16 protein-coding genes, 1 tRNA gene and 1 pseudogene are annotated in these 15,232 nt (G+C 69.3%); 13 read left to right on the forward strand and 5 right to left on the reverse strand.

Features of this window, described 5'->3' with window-relative positions; genetic code table 11:
- Genes KZC57_RS01500 through KZC57_RS01510 form a run of 3 tightly spaced genes read left to right on the forward strand, consistent with a single transcriptional unit; the run spans position 1 to position 3,176 of the window.
- Positions 1-999, forward strand: coding sequence for an Fpg/Nei family DNA glycosylase (locus KZC57_RS01500; protein WP_217585059.1), 999 nt, complete (start codon positions 1-3; stop codon positions 997-999).
- A gap of 42 nt (positions 1,000-1,041) precedes the next feature.
- The gene (locus tag KZC57_RS01505; protein ID WP_247640893.1) at positions 1,042-1,683 is read left to right on the forward strand and encodes an FMN-binding negative transcriptional regulator; all 642 of its coding nucleotides are present in this window, start codon (positions 1,042-1,044) and stop codon (positions 1,681-1,683) included.
- Entirely contained in the window at positions 1,680-3,176 is a 1,497-nt protein-coding gene (locus tag KZC57_RS01510) for an amidohydrolase family protein (RefSeq protein WP_247640894.1), read from the forward strand. Before KZC57_RS01505 ends, KZC57_RS01510 begins: the two co-directional genes overlap by 4 nt.
- 63 nt (positions 3,177-3,239) lie before the next feature.
- Here KZC57_RS01510 and KZC57_RS01515 read toward each other — a convergent pair whose 3' ends face one another.
- Complete coding sequence (locus KZC57_RS01515) at positions 3,240-3,725, reverse strand: Dps family protein (protein WP_025103404.1); 486 nt, start codon at positions 3,723-3,725, stop codon at positions 3,240-3,242.
- A 130-nt stretch (positions 3,726-3,855) separates the two neighbouring features.
- Here KZC57_RS01515 and KZC57_RS01520 point away from each other — a divergent pair, with 130 nt between their 5' ends.
- The 3 genes from KZC57_RS01520 (at position 3,856) to KZC57_RS01530 (ending at position 4,832) form a co-directional block, all read left to right on the forward strand.
- Entirely contained in the window at positions 3,856-4,392 is a 537-nt protein-coding gene (locus tag KZC57_RS01520) for a gamma carbonic anhydrase family protein (RefSeq protein ID WP_105949804.1), read from the forward strand.
- Between the two features lie 29 nt (positions 4,393-4,421).
- Positions 4,422-4,495 (forward strand) — tRNA-Ile (locus KZC57_RS01525).
- A 52-nt stretch (positions 4,496-4,547) separates the two neighbouring features.
- Positions 4,548-4,832: a hypothetical protein gene (locus KZC57_RS01530; RefSeq protein ID WP_105949805.1), complete on the forward strand. Its 285-nt coding sequence runs from the start codon at positions 4,548-4,550 to the stop codon at positions 4,830-4,832.
- On the opposite strand, the gene KZC57_RS01535 is transcribed toward KZC57_RS01530, so the two are convergent.
- Positions 4,802-7,108 carry a hypothetical protein gene (locus KZC57_RS01535; RefSeq protein ID WP_247640895.1) on the reverse strand — a complete coding sequence of 769 codons (2,307 nt, stop codon included), beginning with the start codon at positions 7,106-7,108 and terminating at the stop codon, positions 4,802-4,804. The two genes, KZC57_RS01530 and KZC57_RS01535, sit on opposite strands and share 31 nt — an antisense overlap.
- Positions 7,109-7,345: 237 nt before the next feature.
- Here KZC57_RS01535 and KZC57_RS01540 point away from each other — a divergent pair, with 237 nt between their 5' ends.
- From KZC57_RS01540 to KZC57_RS01560, 6 genes and pseudogenes are all read left to right on the forward strand, one after another.
- A complete protein-coding gene (locus KZC57_RS01540; RefSeq protein ID WP_247640896.1) occupies positions 7,346-7,858 on the forward strand; it encodes a DoxX family membrane protein in 513 nt (170 codons plus the stop codon).
- 306 nt (positions 7,859-8,164) lie between these two features.
- Positions 8,165-9,931 (forward strand): DUF5979 domain-containing protein, encoded by a 1,767-nt coding sequence (locus KZC57_RS01545; RefSeq protein WP_247640897.1) that lies wholly within the window; start codon positions 8,165-8,167, stop codon positions 9,929-9,931.
- Positions 9,932-10,078: 147 nt separating this feature from the next.
- The gene (locus KZC57_RS01550; RefSeq protein ID WP_247640898.1) at positions 10,079-10,585 is read left to right on the forward strand and encodes a hypothetical protein; all 507 of its coding nucleotides are present in this window, start codon (positions 10,079-10,081) and stop codon (positions 10,583-10,585) included.
- A gap of 88 nt (positions 10,586-10,673) precedes the next feature.
- A pseudogene (locus KZC57_RS16555) lies at positions 10,674-11,051 on the forward strand (globin domain-containing protein); the annotation flags it as partial.
- 114 nt (positions 11,052-11,165) lie between these two features.
- Positions 11,166-11,888 carry an FAD-binding oxidoreductase gene (locus KZC57_RS16560; RefSeq protein ID WP_374206606.1) on the forward strand — a complete coding sequence of 241 codons (723 nt, stop codon included), beginning with the start codon at positions 11,166-11,168 and terminating at the stop codon, positions 11,886-11,888.
- A gap of 108 nt (positions 11,889-11,996) precedes the next feature.
- Positions 11,997-12,257: a DUF6458 family protein gene (locus tag KZC57_RS01560; RefSeq protein ID WP_060921992.1), complete on the forward strand. Its 261-nt coding sequence runs from the start codon at positions 11,997-11,999 to the stop codon at positions 12,255-12,257.
- A 53-nt stretch (positions 12,258-12,310) separates the two neighbouring features.
- Here KZC57_RS01560 and KZC57_RS01565 read toward each other — a convergent pair whose 3' ends face one another.
- Together KZC57_RS01565 and KZC57_RS16500 are read right to left on the reverse strand one after the other, a co-directional pair.
- The gene (locus KZC57_RS01565; RefSeq protein WP_060921991.1) at positions 12,311-12,628 is read right to left on the reverse strand and encodes a hypothetical protein; all 318 of its coding nucleotides are present in this window, start codon (positions 12,626-12,628) and stop codon (positions 12,311-12,313) included.
- Positions 12,629-12,813: 185 nt separating this feature from the next.
- The gene (locus tag KZC57_RS16500) at positions 12,814-13,728 is read right to left on the reverse strand and encodes an AraC family transcriptional regulator (RefSeq protein ID WP_060922010.1); all 915 of its coding nucleotides are present in this window, start codon (positions 13,726-13,728) and stop codon (positions 12,814-12,816) included.
- 136 nt (positions 13,729-13,864) lie between these two features.
- On the opposite strand from KZC57_RS16500, the gene KZC57_RS01575 reads away from it, so the two are divergent.
- Positions 13,865-14,764 (forward strand): alpha/beta fold hydrolase, encoded by a 900-nt coding sequence (locus tag KZC57_RS01575; RefSeq protein WP_247640900.1) that lies wholly within the window; start codon positions 13,865-13,867, stop codon positions 14,762-14,764.
- Here KZC57_RS01575 and KZC57_RS01580 read toward each other — a convergent pair.
- Positions 14,736-15,209: an Lrp/AsnC family transcriptional regulator gene (locus KZC57_RS01580; protein WP_025103414.1), complete on the reverse strand. Its 474-nt coding sequence runs from the start codon at positions 15,207-15,209 to the stop codon at positions 14,736-14,738. The genes KZC57_RS01575 and KZC57_RS01580 overlap by 29 nt on opposite strands.
- Positions 15,210-15,232 lie beyond the last annotated feature (23 nt).

The following is a 15,232-nucleotide window of genomic DNA, read 5'->3' on the forward strand; positions in this document are numbered from 1 at the left end:
ATGCCCGAGGGACATTCCGTCCACCGCATCGCGCGGCAGTTCGATCGCAACTTCGTCGGCAAGACGATGAGCGCCTCCAGCCCGCAGGGACGCTTCGCCGAGGGCGCCGCGGTGCTCGACGGACGTCAGGCCGTGAGCGTGCAGGCCGTGGGCAAGCAGATGTTCCTCGAAGCGGAGGATGACCTCTGGCTGCGCGTGCACCTCGGTCTCTACGGTGCCTGGGACTTCGCGGGGGAGATCCTCGTCGACCCCACCATCGCGTCGGCCAACGGCCGGATGGGCCAGACCAATCAGCGCGGCACCACTCTCGACGAGACGATCCTCGACGACGCGGGGGAGAACTCGCTCGCCTCGATCGGGGCACCGCGGCGCGCCAGGGTCCACGTGCGGATGTCCGAGCAGACCAAGGGGCTGACCGACGAGATCGACGAATGGCCGCCCCCTGTGGTGGGTCAGGTGCGCCTGCGACTGATGACCGACATCACGGTGGCCGACCTGCGCGGTCCCACGGCGTGCGTGTTGCAGACCCCCGAGGAGATGCTGGCGACAGTCGCCAAGCTCGGTCCCGATCCGCTCGTCGGCGATCCGGCGGAGAACGAGGAGCGGTTCGTCCGCGCCGTGCGGAAGAAGCCGACCCCGATCGCCCTGCTGCTGATGGACCAGGCGGTCGTCAGCGGCATCGGCAACGTGTACCGCGCGGAGATGCTCTATCGGCAGAGGCTGAACCCGCATACGCCCGGCCGCGACGTCCCGGAGGATGTCGTCAGGGCGCTCTGGCATGACTGGGTGCGGCTCCTGGCCATCGGCGTGGAGACCGGCCAGATGATGACCATGGACGGGCTGTCTCCCGAGCAGTACCGCGCCGCGATGGCGAGCCGCGACGACCGCCACTGGGTCTACCACCGGGCGGGCCTGCCGTGCCGGGTGTGCGGGACCGAGATCGCGCTGGAGGAGATCGGCGCCCGCAAGCTGTACTGGTGCCCGCGCTGTCAGGCCTGAGGGCGGGATCTTCGGGGCTCCCGCCGCTCTAGGCTGGGATCCATGCGACAGAATCCGAGCTTCACGCTCGCCGATGTGGCCGAGATCCGCCGCCTCATCGATGCCAACCCGTGGGGGACGGTGGTGAGTGCGCCTGAGGACGGTCTGGTCGCCTCGCACTATGCCGTCCTCCTCGACGACGACCGCGATGATCTGACGGTCGTGGGGCACGTGGGCCGCCCGGACGACGCCATCCACGGCCTGGGGGAGCGGGAGATCCTGCTCGCCTTCCAAGGGCCGCATGGGTACGTCTCTCCGGGCTGGTACGGCGACGTCCCCGCGGTGCCGACCTGGAACTACACCGCGGTGCACCTGTCGGGCGTTCCCGAGATCCTCAGCACCGCGGAGAACCTCCGTGTGCTCGATGCCCTGGTCGCGCGGTTCGAGTCGCGCCTGCCCGACCCGCGCCTGATGTGGGAGCGTCCGAACGACGCGGCCTTCATCGAGAGACTCGAATCCGGAACGGTCGGCTTCCGTCTCACCCCGACGAAGGTCGTCGCCAAGCGGAAGCTGAGCCAGAACAAGCCTGCGGAGACCATCGAGGCGGTGATCGCGGCGCTGCATGCCGAAGGGCCGTACGCGAACGCCGCCCTCGCCGCGGAGATGCGTCGTGCGCAGGACGCGCGGACGGGTGGCGGGGCGTGAGCGCCCTCGGCGTCGAGGTCGGTACGGTTCGTGCCGTCCGCCCCGTGGGTCCGGGGCGGGAGTTCCTGCTGGACGATGAGCCGGTCGACCTCCACCTCGCCGACGGACGCATCGTCGACATCGCGCCGACCGGGGCCCTGCCGGCGCGCGGCGAGGTCATCGAGGCCGACGGTGCCTGGGCGGTGCCCGGGCTCTGGGACAACCATGTGCACACCGTGCAGTGGGCTCTCGCGGCGGAGCGCGTCCCTCTGGGGGAAGCGGACTCAGCCGCCGGGGCCGCGAGGTTGATGCGCGATGCGCCCGTGCTGCCCGACGGACGACGGATCGGCGCGGGGTTCCGGGACGCGCTGTGGCCGGATCGGCCGTCCGTGGCCGCGCTCGATGCCGAGACCGGCGTCGTGCCCACCTACCTGATCAATGCGGACGTGCACAGCGTCTGGCTGAACTCGGCGGCCCTGGCGCGCGAGGGCTTCCGCGCGGACGACGGTCTGCTCCGCGAGGAGGACGCGTTCGAGATCTCCCGCCGGCTCAATGCCGTCGACCCTGCCCACAGCGATGAGGCGGTCATCCGTGCGGGGGCGGCGGCCGCGGCACGGGGTGTGACCGGTCTGGTCGACTTCGACATGGCGTGGAACGCCGATGCCTGGCCGCGACGGATCCTCGCGGGCTTCGCCGCGCACCGTGTCGAGTTCGCGTTCTACCCGGCGGATCTCGATCGGGCCATCACCACGGGCCTCCGCACGGGGGAGCGCCTTGCGGTGCCGGATCCGACCGGGCTGGTCGGATCCCTCGTGCGGGTCGGGTCGTTGAAGGTCATCAGCGACGGCTCGCTCGGCACCCGTACCGCGGCGTGCTCACACTCCTACCCCGGCGACCCCGCGAACTACGGGGTGCTGACGGTGCCTCCGGAGGAGCTCACGGCGCTGCTGACCACTGCGGCGGGAGCGGGGATCGAGGCCGCCGTGCACGCGATCGGCGATCGCGCTGTGACGGCGGCCCTCGACGCCTTCGGCGCTTCCGGTGCCACAGGGTCGATGGAACATGCGCAACTGGTGCGGCACGCCGACCTCACCCGATTCGCCCGGCTCGGGGTGCGCGCGAGCGTCCAACCCCAGCATGCGGTGGACGACCGCGACCTGGTCGAGCACCACTGGGCGGAGCAGACCGCGATCGGCTACCCGCTCGCCTCGCTGCTGTCGGCGGGTGCGGAGGTGCGCTTCGGCTCCGATGCGCCGGTCGCGCCGCTCGACCCCTGGCACGCGATCTCCGCGGCGGTGTGGCGGACCGACGACGATCGGGCCGCCTGGCATCCGGAGGAGCGGGTGACGCTGGATCAGGCCCTCGAAGCGAGTGTCCGCACGTCGCTCCGCCCCGGTCAGGGCGCAGACATCGTGATCCTCGGAAGTGATCCTCGCACTGCGGACGCGGCGGGGCTCCGGACGATGCCCGTCACCACGACGCTGCTCGGCGGTCGCCTCACGCACGTCGCCTGAGGCGGCGCGCACACGACGAAGGGCGGCCCCGGATCGGAGCCGCCCTTCGTCGTGTGCGTGGTGTCAGGCCGCGATGTGCGACACGAGGAACCAGCGGTCCTTCTCCAGCCCGCGCTGGATCTCGATCGCCACGTCCTGGCTCGTGAGGTCGACCTCGTCCAGGCCCTCGACGGCTGCCTTGACGTCGACGAGGATCGCGTCGATGTCGGCGATCACGGCTCGGATCAGTTCGTCCGACTGTGCGAAGCCGGCGGGAACGCCGGTGGCGCCTGCCTTCTCGGCGACGGCGTTCACGCGCGCGTCGATCGGCAGGCCCAGAGCGACGATGCGCTCGGCCGCGGTGTCGGCGAAGTCACCCGCGTGGGCGACGATCGTGTCGAGCAGCTCGTGCACGCCGACGAAGTTGGCGCCGCGGACGTGCCAGTGCGCCTGCTTGCCGTTGACGGTCAGCGCCTGGAGGCCGAGGACGACGGGGGAGAGGAACTGCGCCGCACCGGCGGCCACAGTCGGGTCGATGGCGGTGGTGGAAACGGTCTGGGCCTTGCTCATCTTCTTGCTCCTCCGAATGAAGTTCTCTGTCTGACGAGTACAACGTTACTCAGGCTCAGGCATTCCGCAAGGAAGCTGAGGCTCCACTCACTTCCGCGTGATTCCGGGGGAGTGAGGGTAGTCTCGCCTCATGAGCATCGCTGCCGGAGCCTCCGTCCTCGCCCTCCCGGATCGCACCCCCGAGCTCGACGACACCGCCTTCGTCGCGGACGGCGCCCGCATCGTCGGCGCGGTGTCCCTCGGAGCCGGTGCCAGCGTCTGGTACAACGCGGTGCTTCGCGGTGACTCCTCGCCGATCGTCATCGGCGCTGGCAGCAACGTGCAGGACAACGTGTCGGTCCACGTCGACGCCGGGCATCCCGTCCTCGTCGGGTCACGGGTGTCGATCGGGCACAACGCTGTCGTGCACGGCTGCACGATCGGTGACGGCTCTCTCATCGGGATGGGGGCCGTCGTCCTCAGCGGCGCCGTGATCGGAGAGGGCTGCCTGATCGCCGGCGGTGCCGTCGTGCTCGGTGGGACCGAGGTGCCGCCGGGGTCCCTGGTGGCAGGCGTGCCGGCGAAGGTGCGCAGATCGCTCTCGGACGACGAACGCGCCTCGCTGCTGGCGAATGCCGCGATCTACCTGGAGCATGCGGCCACGCACACGCAGGCGAGCGAGGCGTGAGACCTCGCCCCGCTAGGCTGGGGCGGTACGGGGCGGTGGCCAAGCTGGTTAAGGCAGTGGGCTCATAACCCAACGATCGTCGGTTCAAGTCCGACCCGCCCTACCGCTCAAACCTCTCGATCAGCGTGATTCCGCGGATCTAGGAGGCGAATCACGTGCTCATTCCCACGATCCACGTCGCCGCGATCCGCCTCATCGTCGTGTCGGCGGTTCCCGAAAGCACCCGCGGTCGCGCCCTGGCAGCGATGGGCAGAGTCACGCAGACCGCCGGTTACGCCGGCACGGCCCTCGCCGCGCCCCTCGTCGTCGCCGTCGGACCTGCCGGCGCCCTGGCCGTCGCCGGAATCGGCACGCTCCTGGCCGCGGTGCTGACCCTGCTCATGTACAGCACCCGCCGGGCGCAGGGGAATCATCGACGTGTCGATGTGCGTCGCCGGTGAAGGAGCAGGACCAGGCCGAGGGCGACCGTGGCAGCTCCGAGGGCGACGATGATGGCGAGGAACCCACGGTCGACCCCGGTGCGGGCGAGATCCTCTGCCCCGGAACCGCCGGTGGGGCTGATCGACGGTGACGGCGACGGGGTGGGGGGCGGCGCGGGATCAGCCGTGTACCGGTTGTCGATCGTCACCACCGTGTCGACCCCTGGGCGGACGGGGAATGGGGCGTCGAAAGGCTCGAGCGCGACGGGGGCGCCCCCGTCGATGGTGATCGAGGCGGTGGTGGCGACGGTCGTATCGGGTGCGGCGCCGGTCTCGGTTTCGATGACCCTGCACTCGTGGGCTTCCAACACGGTCGCGTTTCCCGCATCCGCGGTTCCGGCTCCGACGGGGAGAGCGAAGGAGTAGGACGTGTCGGGGGTGCATTGCACCTCCAATCTCGCGTCTCCGGCACGCAACGCGACGTCGTCGCTGCCGTTCTTCACAACCAAGAGGTGCCCCGCGGGTTGGAACTCGTTGGTGAAGTCGCAGATCGCATCCGGGTTCTCCGGAGTCAGGATGACGTCGACGCTGGCACTCTCCGTGTCCACGGTGGCCGCATTCGCGCCGCAGTCGGCGGAGGCGAGACTCCAGGATCCTTCGGCGCTCGGCGCAGGGAGGAGCTCGACGATGCCGTAATGCGCCGAGGGCTCGACGGTCAACGCGTCAGCGGGCGGACCCTCCCACTCCGCTTCCACGAACTCACCGACCGTCGTCGTCGTGGCCACCGCCTGGTAGGTAGCCGACGTTCCGGGGGTGATCCGTGCGCCCTCCCTCGGCGTGACCACGAATCCTGCGCTGCCCGCCACGGGGGTGGTCGCCTTACGGATCGTGATCGACCCGCCCGGGGTGTACCGGTTGGTGACGACACAGTCGAAGGTCTCGCCTTCGCCGATCTCGACGGTCCCCGTCCGCTGCTGCCCGTCGGCGGTGAGGGGAACCTCCGTACCGTTGCACTGCGCGCCCTGCGCTTCCCACGACCCTGCTCCGGTCGGCGCGGGGAGCGTCTCCGTGACGGTGTATGTGCCGGGCGTCGAACCGAGCGATTCGGCAACGAGAGCCTGGTCGCCGTCACCGGCGGTGGTGACGGTCGTCTGTCGGTCGGCTCCTGGGGCGGGAACGTCGATCGCGAACGGGAAGGTGCCCCCGGCGCCCACGGTGAGCTTGGACAGGGTTCCCGGACCGGTGCGGACCCGCTCGTTCGTGAATGTACACGTGACCGTGTCGCCGGCGAGAAGGCGGATCTGCGCGGTCATCTCCGTGATCGTCACCGGTGTCCCTCCCGCGCTGGAGCACACGGGAGGGCCCGTAGGCTGCCATCCATCCGTGGGCGCCTCGGTGACTTCCCATGCCGGTTCGCCCGTTCCGACCGCGCCCCGGATGAACGTCTGCGACGCGGGTGAGGAGGCGGACGGGGAAAGGGTGAAGTCGTTGACGCCGTCCCGGTTCGTGTCCGCATACGACAGGTTGCCGTCGAACCGGAACGTGCCCTGCCCGAGCGAGCTGGGAGCGAGTTGCTTCCGGACGACGATCGTCCCGGACTCCGGTGGGGGAGAGACCGCGTAGTAGTAGCAGAAGACGTGGGTCTGGTTCTTCGGGAAGGACAGGAACTCGACGTTGTCTCCGTTGACGGCGTCCTGTGCACACCGCAGCGCCGCATATCCGTGCGTTTCCTGTCGACCGTTCAGAGGCTCCGAGGGCGTGCCGCCCTGTACCCAAAGCGTCTGCCCGGATCGAACGATCTGCGCCTGTGTGGAGTCGAGCTCGACGGTCACGGCCCCCTCGATGATGCGGCCGGTGTCCGCTCCCTGCGCGTCGAGTTCCGGCACGCTCGGTTTCGTGACGATAGTGTAGGCGAACGGTTGCGTCACCGTCGAGAGGTTCAGAGTCGCAGCGGACTTCCCCTGGTGGGAGCGGCCCATGGTGAGACGCCAGTCCGTCAGGGGGGAACAGTTCGGGGATCCTGCCTCCTCATCGGCGACCGTGATGATGCCGTTCGCCGGGTAGGTCGTGTCCGCGCCGAGATCACGCAGCGACTCCATGAGGTTGTTCCGGGCCTTGTTCGCCATGACGTCGGTGTACTGATCGCAGACCCGGGCGACGTATGTGACGAGCAGCGGGAGGTCCTTCGCCGGTGGCAGCACGACGGCGGTCGCGCCGATCGGGGCGAGGAGTGTGCCTGTCGCGAGAACCAGGCCGAGACCTGCGGCGAGGAGTCGTTCGCGCGCGTCGAACCCCATGGTGTTTCCCCCTTACGTCGCTCACCACCCGGCGGGCAGGTGAAACTCGCATGAGCGTAGACCGTGGGTGGACTCAGCGACGATGCTCCCGGTCGTGGTATTCCAGCCTTCCGGGATTGAGGGGCAGGTGCGACCAGCCGCCGCGTGATGCGCGCCCTGCCGTAATCGTCGCCACATTCTCCCGTCTCTCCTCTGGAGGTCTCGACGCCCGTCAGCCTCCGGACCGGAGCAGGAGCCATGTCGACCATGAGTGTGCCGAACGCGGAGACGCGACGTCGGATCGAGGACGGGGGGCAGCTCGCGTTGCGTCTCGCGATCGCGGCGAGTTTCGCCCTCGCGGTCGCCGATCGCTTCGGGGTCCTCGGTGGCCCGGGGGAAGACGGCGTGTCGTGGGGATCGTGGACGATCTTCCGTGCGTACACGGCCCAGCTCGTCCCTGTCCCCGTCGACCTGGTGGTGGACACGGCGGCCGTGCTGGCGACGGCTCTGGAGACCGTCCTCGCTCTGCTGCTGGCAGTCGGGCTGTGGACCCGGCTCGCGGCGGGAGTCGCCGCGCTGCTCACGGTGACGTTCGGCGTGACGATGCTCGTCTTCCTCGGGCCGCTTGCGCCGTTCCGATACCCGGTATTCGTCTTCACGGCCGCCGCGATCCTGCTCGCGGGGCTGAAGCGCTACCGGTGGAGCATCGATGCGCTGCGAAAGGAGGTGCCGGGAGCGGGGAGAGACAACGATGCCCCCGGCACCAGGTAGACGGCGAATGCCTCTACAGACGGACGGACGCGTCGGAAGGGGAAGCGATCCGTCACAGGAGAGATGACGAGGTGACCGTTTCATGACGCCGTTTTCCGCAGGATCACGGCATATTGCACGTGCCGCGAGAAACCCGTTCGGCCGAACCGCGTAACAGAACGCGCCGTTCTGCATCCCTTCCTGGGGACATCACTCGCGCGGAAGAAGCCATCCGCGCGAGTTCATCGATCATCTGGGGAGTCGAAAGTGCCAGTCATTCAGCATGCAATCAGATCGGGCGCGCGGGGAACGCGCCTGACGACGTTCGTGGGTGGTCTGCTCGCGATCTGTCTGGCGGCCCTGGCGGCCGTCATCGCGACGCCGGCTACGGCCCGCGCTGCGGAGGTCGCGGGGATCACCTCGCTGACCATCACCGAACCCACCGACCAGATCAAGGTCTGGGACCGGATCGCGTTCGAAGCGACCTGGGCAGTGCCGGACACGGCGACGGCGGGGGACACGTTCCGCCTCGCCTTTCCGACGAGCCCGAGCCTGACCGGGGTGCGCGATTCCTTCGCCCTGACGGCGCCGGACGGCCAGACCGTCGGAAACTGCGAGGTGTCGACCGGTGAGCTCGTGTGCACGCTCACGGACTACGTGGACAGCCACACCGACGTCAGCGGCACCCTGCACTTCCGTGCCAGGGCAGACGAGGAGACCGCGCTGACCGAGATCCCGTTCACGACGGGCGGCGGAACCGTCGTCCCGGTCGACGTTCCCGGCGGGATCGGGCCGGTCCCGGAGTTACCGGCGCCGACGACCCCGACCAAGTGGGGCGACGTGACGCTCGACGGTCGGAACATCGCCTGGGGTGTGAACATCCCGTCCTCCGCGCTGGCCGGGGAGGCCCCGACGCTCACCGACACGTTCACGGCCGGTCTCGTGCTCGATCCCGCGTCCGTCACCGTGGCGTACGTGCTCGCGAAGGACTGGGCGGGTGGCAAGTACACCGTGTCGACGGGGCTGCAGTCGGGCAGCGATTTCACCGTCACGGAGGTCAGCTCCGAGTCGTTCACGGTGACGGTGAACGCGCCGATCGTCGCCGACGCGATCTACGTGCTCCGCTACAGGACGGCTCTGCCCGCCGACGTCCGTCCCGGTGATGCGTTCCACAACACCGTGACCGGCTCCCGCTGGGTCACCGAGAGCACACCGGTCATCTACTCCCAGGGCGGGGGCGATGGCGAAGGGGTGCTCCCGGTCGGCGGGTTCACCGTGACCAAGGAGGTCAGTGGTTCCGGCGCGGCTCTGGTGCCCGACGACCGCGAGTTCCGGGTGGCCTACTCGTATCAGCGCGCAGGACAGGCGGTGGAGGGCGAGCTCGCCTTGCGGTCCGGGCAGACCGATGGCCTGGACGATCTGCCGGCGGGAACGGTCGTCACCCTGTCGGAGATCACGCCCGCGGACGTCGACGGCATGACCTGGCAGGCGCCGGTCTTCTCCGGCGCCGATGTGGCGATCATCGATGGCGGCGCTACCGTCACCATCGCACGGGGCACGACGGTCGCGGTGACGCTCACCAACCCGACGACGGTCACGCCGCCGCCGGTCGGGGGCTTCACGGTGACCAAGAAGGTCACGGGTGCCGGAGCCTCCCTCGTTCCCGAACACCAGACCTTCACCGTGGAGTACTCGTACGAGCTCGCGGGGCAGCGCGTCGCCGGTGAACTCGCGATCCGTGCCGGCGAGAGCGAGGGACTCGCGGATCTGCCGGTGGGTACGGTCGTCACGCTTCACGAGAAGGCGCCGAACGCCGTGGAGGGCGTCACGTGGAAGAGCCCGCGCTTCACCGGCGCAGGAGTCGACGTCGGCGACGGCGGCGCGACGCTCACGATCTCCGAAGACGCGACGGTCGGGGTGGTCCTTACCAATGGAACCGCCGTCACTCCTCCGCCCCCTCCGGGTGGTGAGCTCGCCCTGACCGGATCCGAGGGGCCCGCCGGCCCGCTCGCCCTGGGAGCGCTGCTGCTGCTTGCGGGACTGACTGCGCTCGGCGTCCGCCATCGGATGGCGGGTTCGCGCACCGGTGACTGAGGACTAGGAGAGGCCAGGCAGATCGATCACGCGACGACTTCTTCGTCGTCGCGTGATCGATCGTGCCGTTCGGCGTCTAGTGGTCGTCGAGGACTCTCCCTCGACGACCACGCCGACGCCGCAGCGCGTCGGAGAAAGGCATCTCTCATGAACAAGACGCTCATTGCCCGTGCCTCTGCCGCCCTCGGCGTCGCAGCCGCTCTTTCGCTCGGTGGAGCGGCGCTCGCTCCCGCCGCTCACGCGGAGGCGACACCTGCGGACCCGGCCGCGTCGAAGCCGTTGAGCACGGGTGTGCTCGCGCAGCGCGTCGGATCCGCCTGTCTCTTCTTCCAGTACACCTTCAACATGAGTCCGACCGACCCCCGGGTGGGGGACACCGTGACGTACACCATGCAGTTCCTCAACAACGGCGAGGTGGACTCCACGAAGAGCGCGCTCACGTTCCGCCTGGACGGCCTCCTCGACGACTCGACCTGGGCGGCGTCGACGCTGGAAGCGACCTCCGGCCGCCCTTCCGCGGCGGAGAACACCGTCACGTGGAACGGGCCGCTCGACGCCGGAGACGATGTCGTGCTGCGCTTCACCGGCGTGTGGACGGGCGCCGGCGATGGGCTCGCGTTCCCGCGGGTCGAGTCCTACGGCTACGCGAGGTGAAGCGGGTCGGAGTCCTGTTTTCCACGGTATCCGCGGCGACGTGGTGCGCCCGTCGTCGAGAGGCTGAACGGACACCGACCGAAAGGCAGCCATGCAGCTCTCCACGGACTCCGAAGTCATCGTCCGCGCCACCGCCGGCGTCGTCGCCGACCACGCCGACGAGATCACCACCCTGTTCTACCGGCGGATGTTCGAGGCGCATCCTGAGCTGTTGAACGTCTTCAACCGCGCGCATCAGGTCCAGGGCGATCAACCCAAGGCGCTGGCGGCGTCCGTCGTGGCGTTCGCCGTTCACCTCATCGATCCCGACGCGCCGGACTTCTCCCCGGTGATGCGGCGTATCGCCCACCGCCACGTCTCGCTGGGGGTGTCGGCCCGGCAGTACACGATCGTCGGCCGCTACCTCCTGGCTGCTGTCGACGATGTCCTCGGCGAGGCGGTCACGCCGGATGTGCGCGCAGCCTGGGATGAGGTGTACTGGCTCTTCGGCTGCTCTCTCATCGCGGAGGAGGCCCGCCTCTATGCGGAGGCGGGCACGGATCCGGACCACCCGTGGCGGCCGCACCGCGTCGTGGAACGGGTGGAGGAGGCACGCGACGTGATCTCCCTCGTGCTGGAGCCGGTCGATGGTCACCGATTGCCCCATCGCACCGGGCAGTACGTTGCCGTGGCGGTCGACCTCCCGGACGGCACCCGTCAGCCCCGCCAATACACGATCTCTTCCGCGACCGGCAGTGCGGCGCTGCGCGTCACAGTGAAGCGCGTGCGTGGCTCGGAGGGCGTACCGGACGGTCAGGTCTCCAGCTGGCTGCACGAGAACGCCCACGTGGGGACGGTGCTCGACGTCTCCCAGCCCTCCGGGGATCTGCTCCTCGACGATTCTGACGACGCGCTGGTCCTGATCTCGGCCGGAATCGGCATCACGCCGGTGGCGGCGATCGTGGACGATCTCGCGCAGCGGCGTCCCGAGCGGCCGGTGCACCTGTTCCACGTGGACCGGGAGGCGGAGACCCATGCTCTCGTCGCCGACGTGCGCGACCGTTCGCAGCGATTGAGCGACGTCCGCACCCTGACCTGGTACTCGGCGAGTGAAGCGGAGGGCCCGGCGGTGCGCTCCGGCCGGATGGACCTGGCCGACATCGAACTCCCGCAGACGGCGCGGGTGTTCCTGTGCGGGCCGCTGCCGTTCATGCAGGCGATTCGAGGCACCCTGATGGCACGCGGCATCGCGCCGGAGCGCATCGAGTACGAGGTCTTCGGCCCGGATCGCTGGGCTCGTCAGCCGAAGTCCGGTGCCGCGTGAGCATGTGCCGAAAGCTCTGAGGGCGGCCGTGTCAAGCCCCTCCTCGGGGCCGCGGAGAGCTGACAGGCTCCCCGAGAGCGGCAACGCGCCGCGGAAACGGGAGAGACTATGAGCATCGGCAGCGGAATCGCGCTCTTCGTCATCGGAGCGATCCTCGTGTTCGCGATCAACGTCGACGTGCCGTGGGTCGACCTGGACATCGTCGGCTACATCCTCATGGGTGCCGGCGTGATCATCTTCCTGATCGGCATCGTGCTGCTCGCCCGCCGGCGCCGAACGGAGACGGTGTCGCGGACGTACGTCGACCCGGCGACCGGGGAGCCCACGACCCGACGGTCCGTCAGCTCGAGTTCCGACGACGGGCTCTGAACGGACGCAGACGGAATGGAGAAGGGCCGCGGGAGAACCCGCGGCCCTTCTCGTCAGACGACGTCAGCGCCTTCGAGATGTTCCTCGACGAGGGTGATGCCCCCGCTCGAGTTCGCCGAGTGCGCGAGTTCCTCGATCCAGCGACGGCTCAGCTCGGGCGTCTCGGCCTCGTCGAAGACGAACCGGAGCGGGATCGACGGGTGCAGCCACAGCGTGGACCGGCCGGGAGCGTCGCCCTCCGGGTGACGCCAGGAGAGCGTGAAGCTCTCGTTCCGCCGCAGCTTCGTGGCGATGACGACCTTGAGGTGCGCGAGCGCCCGGTCTTCGATCTGGATCGGCGTCTGGGTGTCGCCGTAGTACAGGCTGCCCATCGTCAGCCGACCTTCGCGGCGGGGGCTGCGGGAATGTTCATGGCGCTCCTTGGGAACGTTGGGGGAAGACGGCAGACCGCTCCCGGGGATACTTGGACTCTAGCCAATTTGCGCACGACATCGTGCGCATCAGGGCGACGCGCCGTGTGGTGCGAACAGAGTATGCGCGCGGTGTCAGTCGGCCGTCACAGTGCGGTCAGGACGGGAGGATTCCCGTACGCCTCGCGGTACGCTACGGCGAACCGGGAGACGTTGCTGAAGCCCCACCGGCGCGCGATCGCGGACACCGACGTGCCCTTGCCGTGTCGCAGATCCCGATGCGCGCCGTCGAGCCGGGCGCGCCGCAGGGCCTCGTTCGGGGTCATGTCGAGCGCGCGGCGGAAGGCATATTGCAGACCCCGGGTGGACATGTAGGCCGCCGCCGCGACGTCGTCCACCGTGATGGGCAGGTGTGCGTTGTCCTCGATGAAGGCGAGGGCGCGGCGCACCGAGGCGGGTGCCGCGGAGCGTTGGGCCGGACGGTGCAGCGACTCGCTGAAGGTGGTGGGGAACGCCGACATCGTCAGCAGGAGGGCGTGGCGCTCGAGTTCGGCGGCGATGAGCGGGTCGGTCCCGTCCGCTCCGAACGAACCGTCGATGTAGGAGAACATCCGCTCCCACCGCGCTCCGTCCTCGCGTGTGTGCGGAGCGAGCCCGGTGGCGCGGAGCTCGAGGCGGTCGTCGCCGGTGATCTGCCTGATCGAGTCGCGGGCCGCCGCGCGATCGAACACGAGAGCACGGACGCGGGCGACCTGGTTCCACTTCGCCTCGACCCGGACGCCGTCCGTGAGCCATGGCTGACCCGCGTCGAGCCCTTGCCTGCCCGACCAGATCCGGGCATCGGCGGCATCGACCCGACACACCAATAGCTGATCCTCCGGCTCGGCGCGGGAGTGCACCTGGGCCGCGAGCTGATAGCGGACGAGCGACATGGACGCCGCCTCCACCGAGCGCCAGTCGAAGCGGAACCGGCGGGGGTCCACGTCCTGGAGGGTCGCCGAGGGCACGAACTGCTGCCAGGTGGACTCCACCTGCTCGATGTCCGTAGACGTGAACTGCACCGACACTCCTTGCTGGGCCTCGTCCGGGCGGCCGGGGCTTCTTGGACACTAACCCACTCCACTGACAAGACGGTGGGGACGCCCCGGGGGTATCCGCTGGGAAGGCGGGAGTACCGAGTCCTCGTAGACTCGGACCATGAGTGTGCCTTCTCCGTATGCGGAGCGATTGAGCCGGATTCCGGTGCAGCGCCAAGAGGTGGAGGTGCGCGGCGGAACGACGGCGTACTGGGTCTACGGTCCGGAGGACGCCGAGACGACCGTCATCGCGGTTCACGGCTTCCGAGGCGAGCACCACGGCCTCGAGTCGGTCCTCGCCTTCCTTCCGGAGCTCCGCGTGCTCGCGCCCGATCTGCCCGGGTTCGGGGAGTCCGCGCCGCTGCCCGGTCGGCGCCACGACCTGCAGGAGTACGCGGGGTGGTTGACCGAATTCGCCGCGGCCACGGCGCCGGGTGCCGTCATCCTCGGCCATTCCTTCGGCTCGATCGTGAGCGCGGCCGCCGTGGCCGGAGGACTGGAGACGCCGCGGCTGATCCTCGTGAACCCCATCGGCGCACCGGCGCTCGAGGGGCCGAAGGGGATCATGACCCGGCTGGCGGTGCTCTACTACGCGCTCGGCGCCAAGCTCCCGTCGCGTATCGGGACCGCGCTCCTGCGGAACCGGGTGATCGTCCGCGTGATGAGCATGACCATGGCGAAGACGCGGGATCCGGAGCTGCGCCGCTTCATCCACGACCAGCACGACACCTACTTCTCGCGATTCTCCGATCGCGACGTGCTGCACGACGCCTTCGTCGCGAGCGTCTCGCACGACGTCAGGGAGTTCGCCCCCGCGATCGACGTCCCCACACTCTTGATCGCCGCACAGCGCGACGACATCACCCCGATCGAGGCGGAACGGAAGCTGGTGACGCTCTTCCCCGACGCGTCTCTCGTCGAGATCGCCCAGGTGGGTCACCTGATCCACTACGAGACCCCGGCGGAAGCAGCCGGGGCGATCCGTCGGTTCCTCAGGATTCCCGTCGCGCGAGGCCGATGAGCCCGGCCACCCGGAACGGGATCACCTCACCCATGGCGAGCGAGGTCTCGGTCCGCTCCACACCCTCGATGGAGAGGATCCGGGCGTCCGTGTCGAACAGATGACGGGCGTCGCGGCACGCCACGCGCGCCAGCAGGTCGATGGAGCCGCTCAGACCGTGCGCCTGGACGACCTCCGGGATGCGCGCCAGCTCGTTGATGATGCGGGGGAGCTCGGTCTGGCGGACGCCGATGCTGACGAACGCCTGCAGCGGGAACCCGAGGACGTCGGGGGAGAAGGCGCGCTCGTAGGAGAGGAAGACGCCGCTCTGCTCCAGCCGGGCCATCCGCGCCTGGATGGTGTTGCGCGACAGGCTCATGCGTTCGGCGAGAGCGACGATCGTCACGCGCGGGTCGTCGGCGAGCGCGGCGAGAAGCTCCAGGTCGATCCGGTCCAGTCCAGGCATAGTGCCAAACCTTAGCAGCACGT

Source organism: Microbacterium sp. KSW4-4 (assembly GCF_023091185.1).
GTDB classification, from domain to species: domain Bacteria; phylum Actinomycetota; class Actinomycetes; order Actinomycetales; family Microbacteriaceae; genus Microbacterium; species Microbacterium paraoxydans.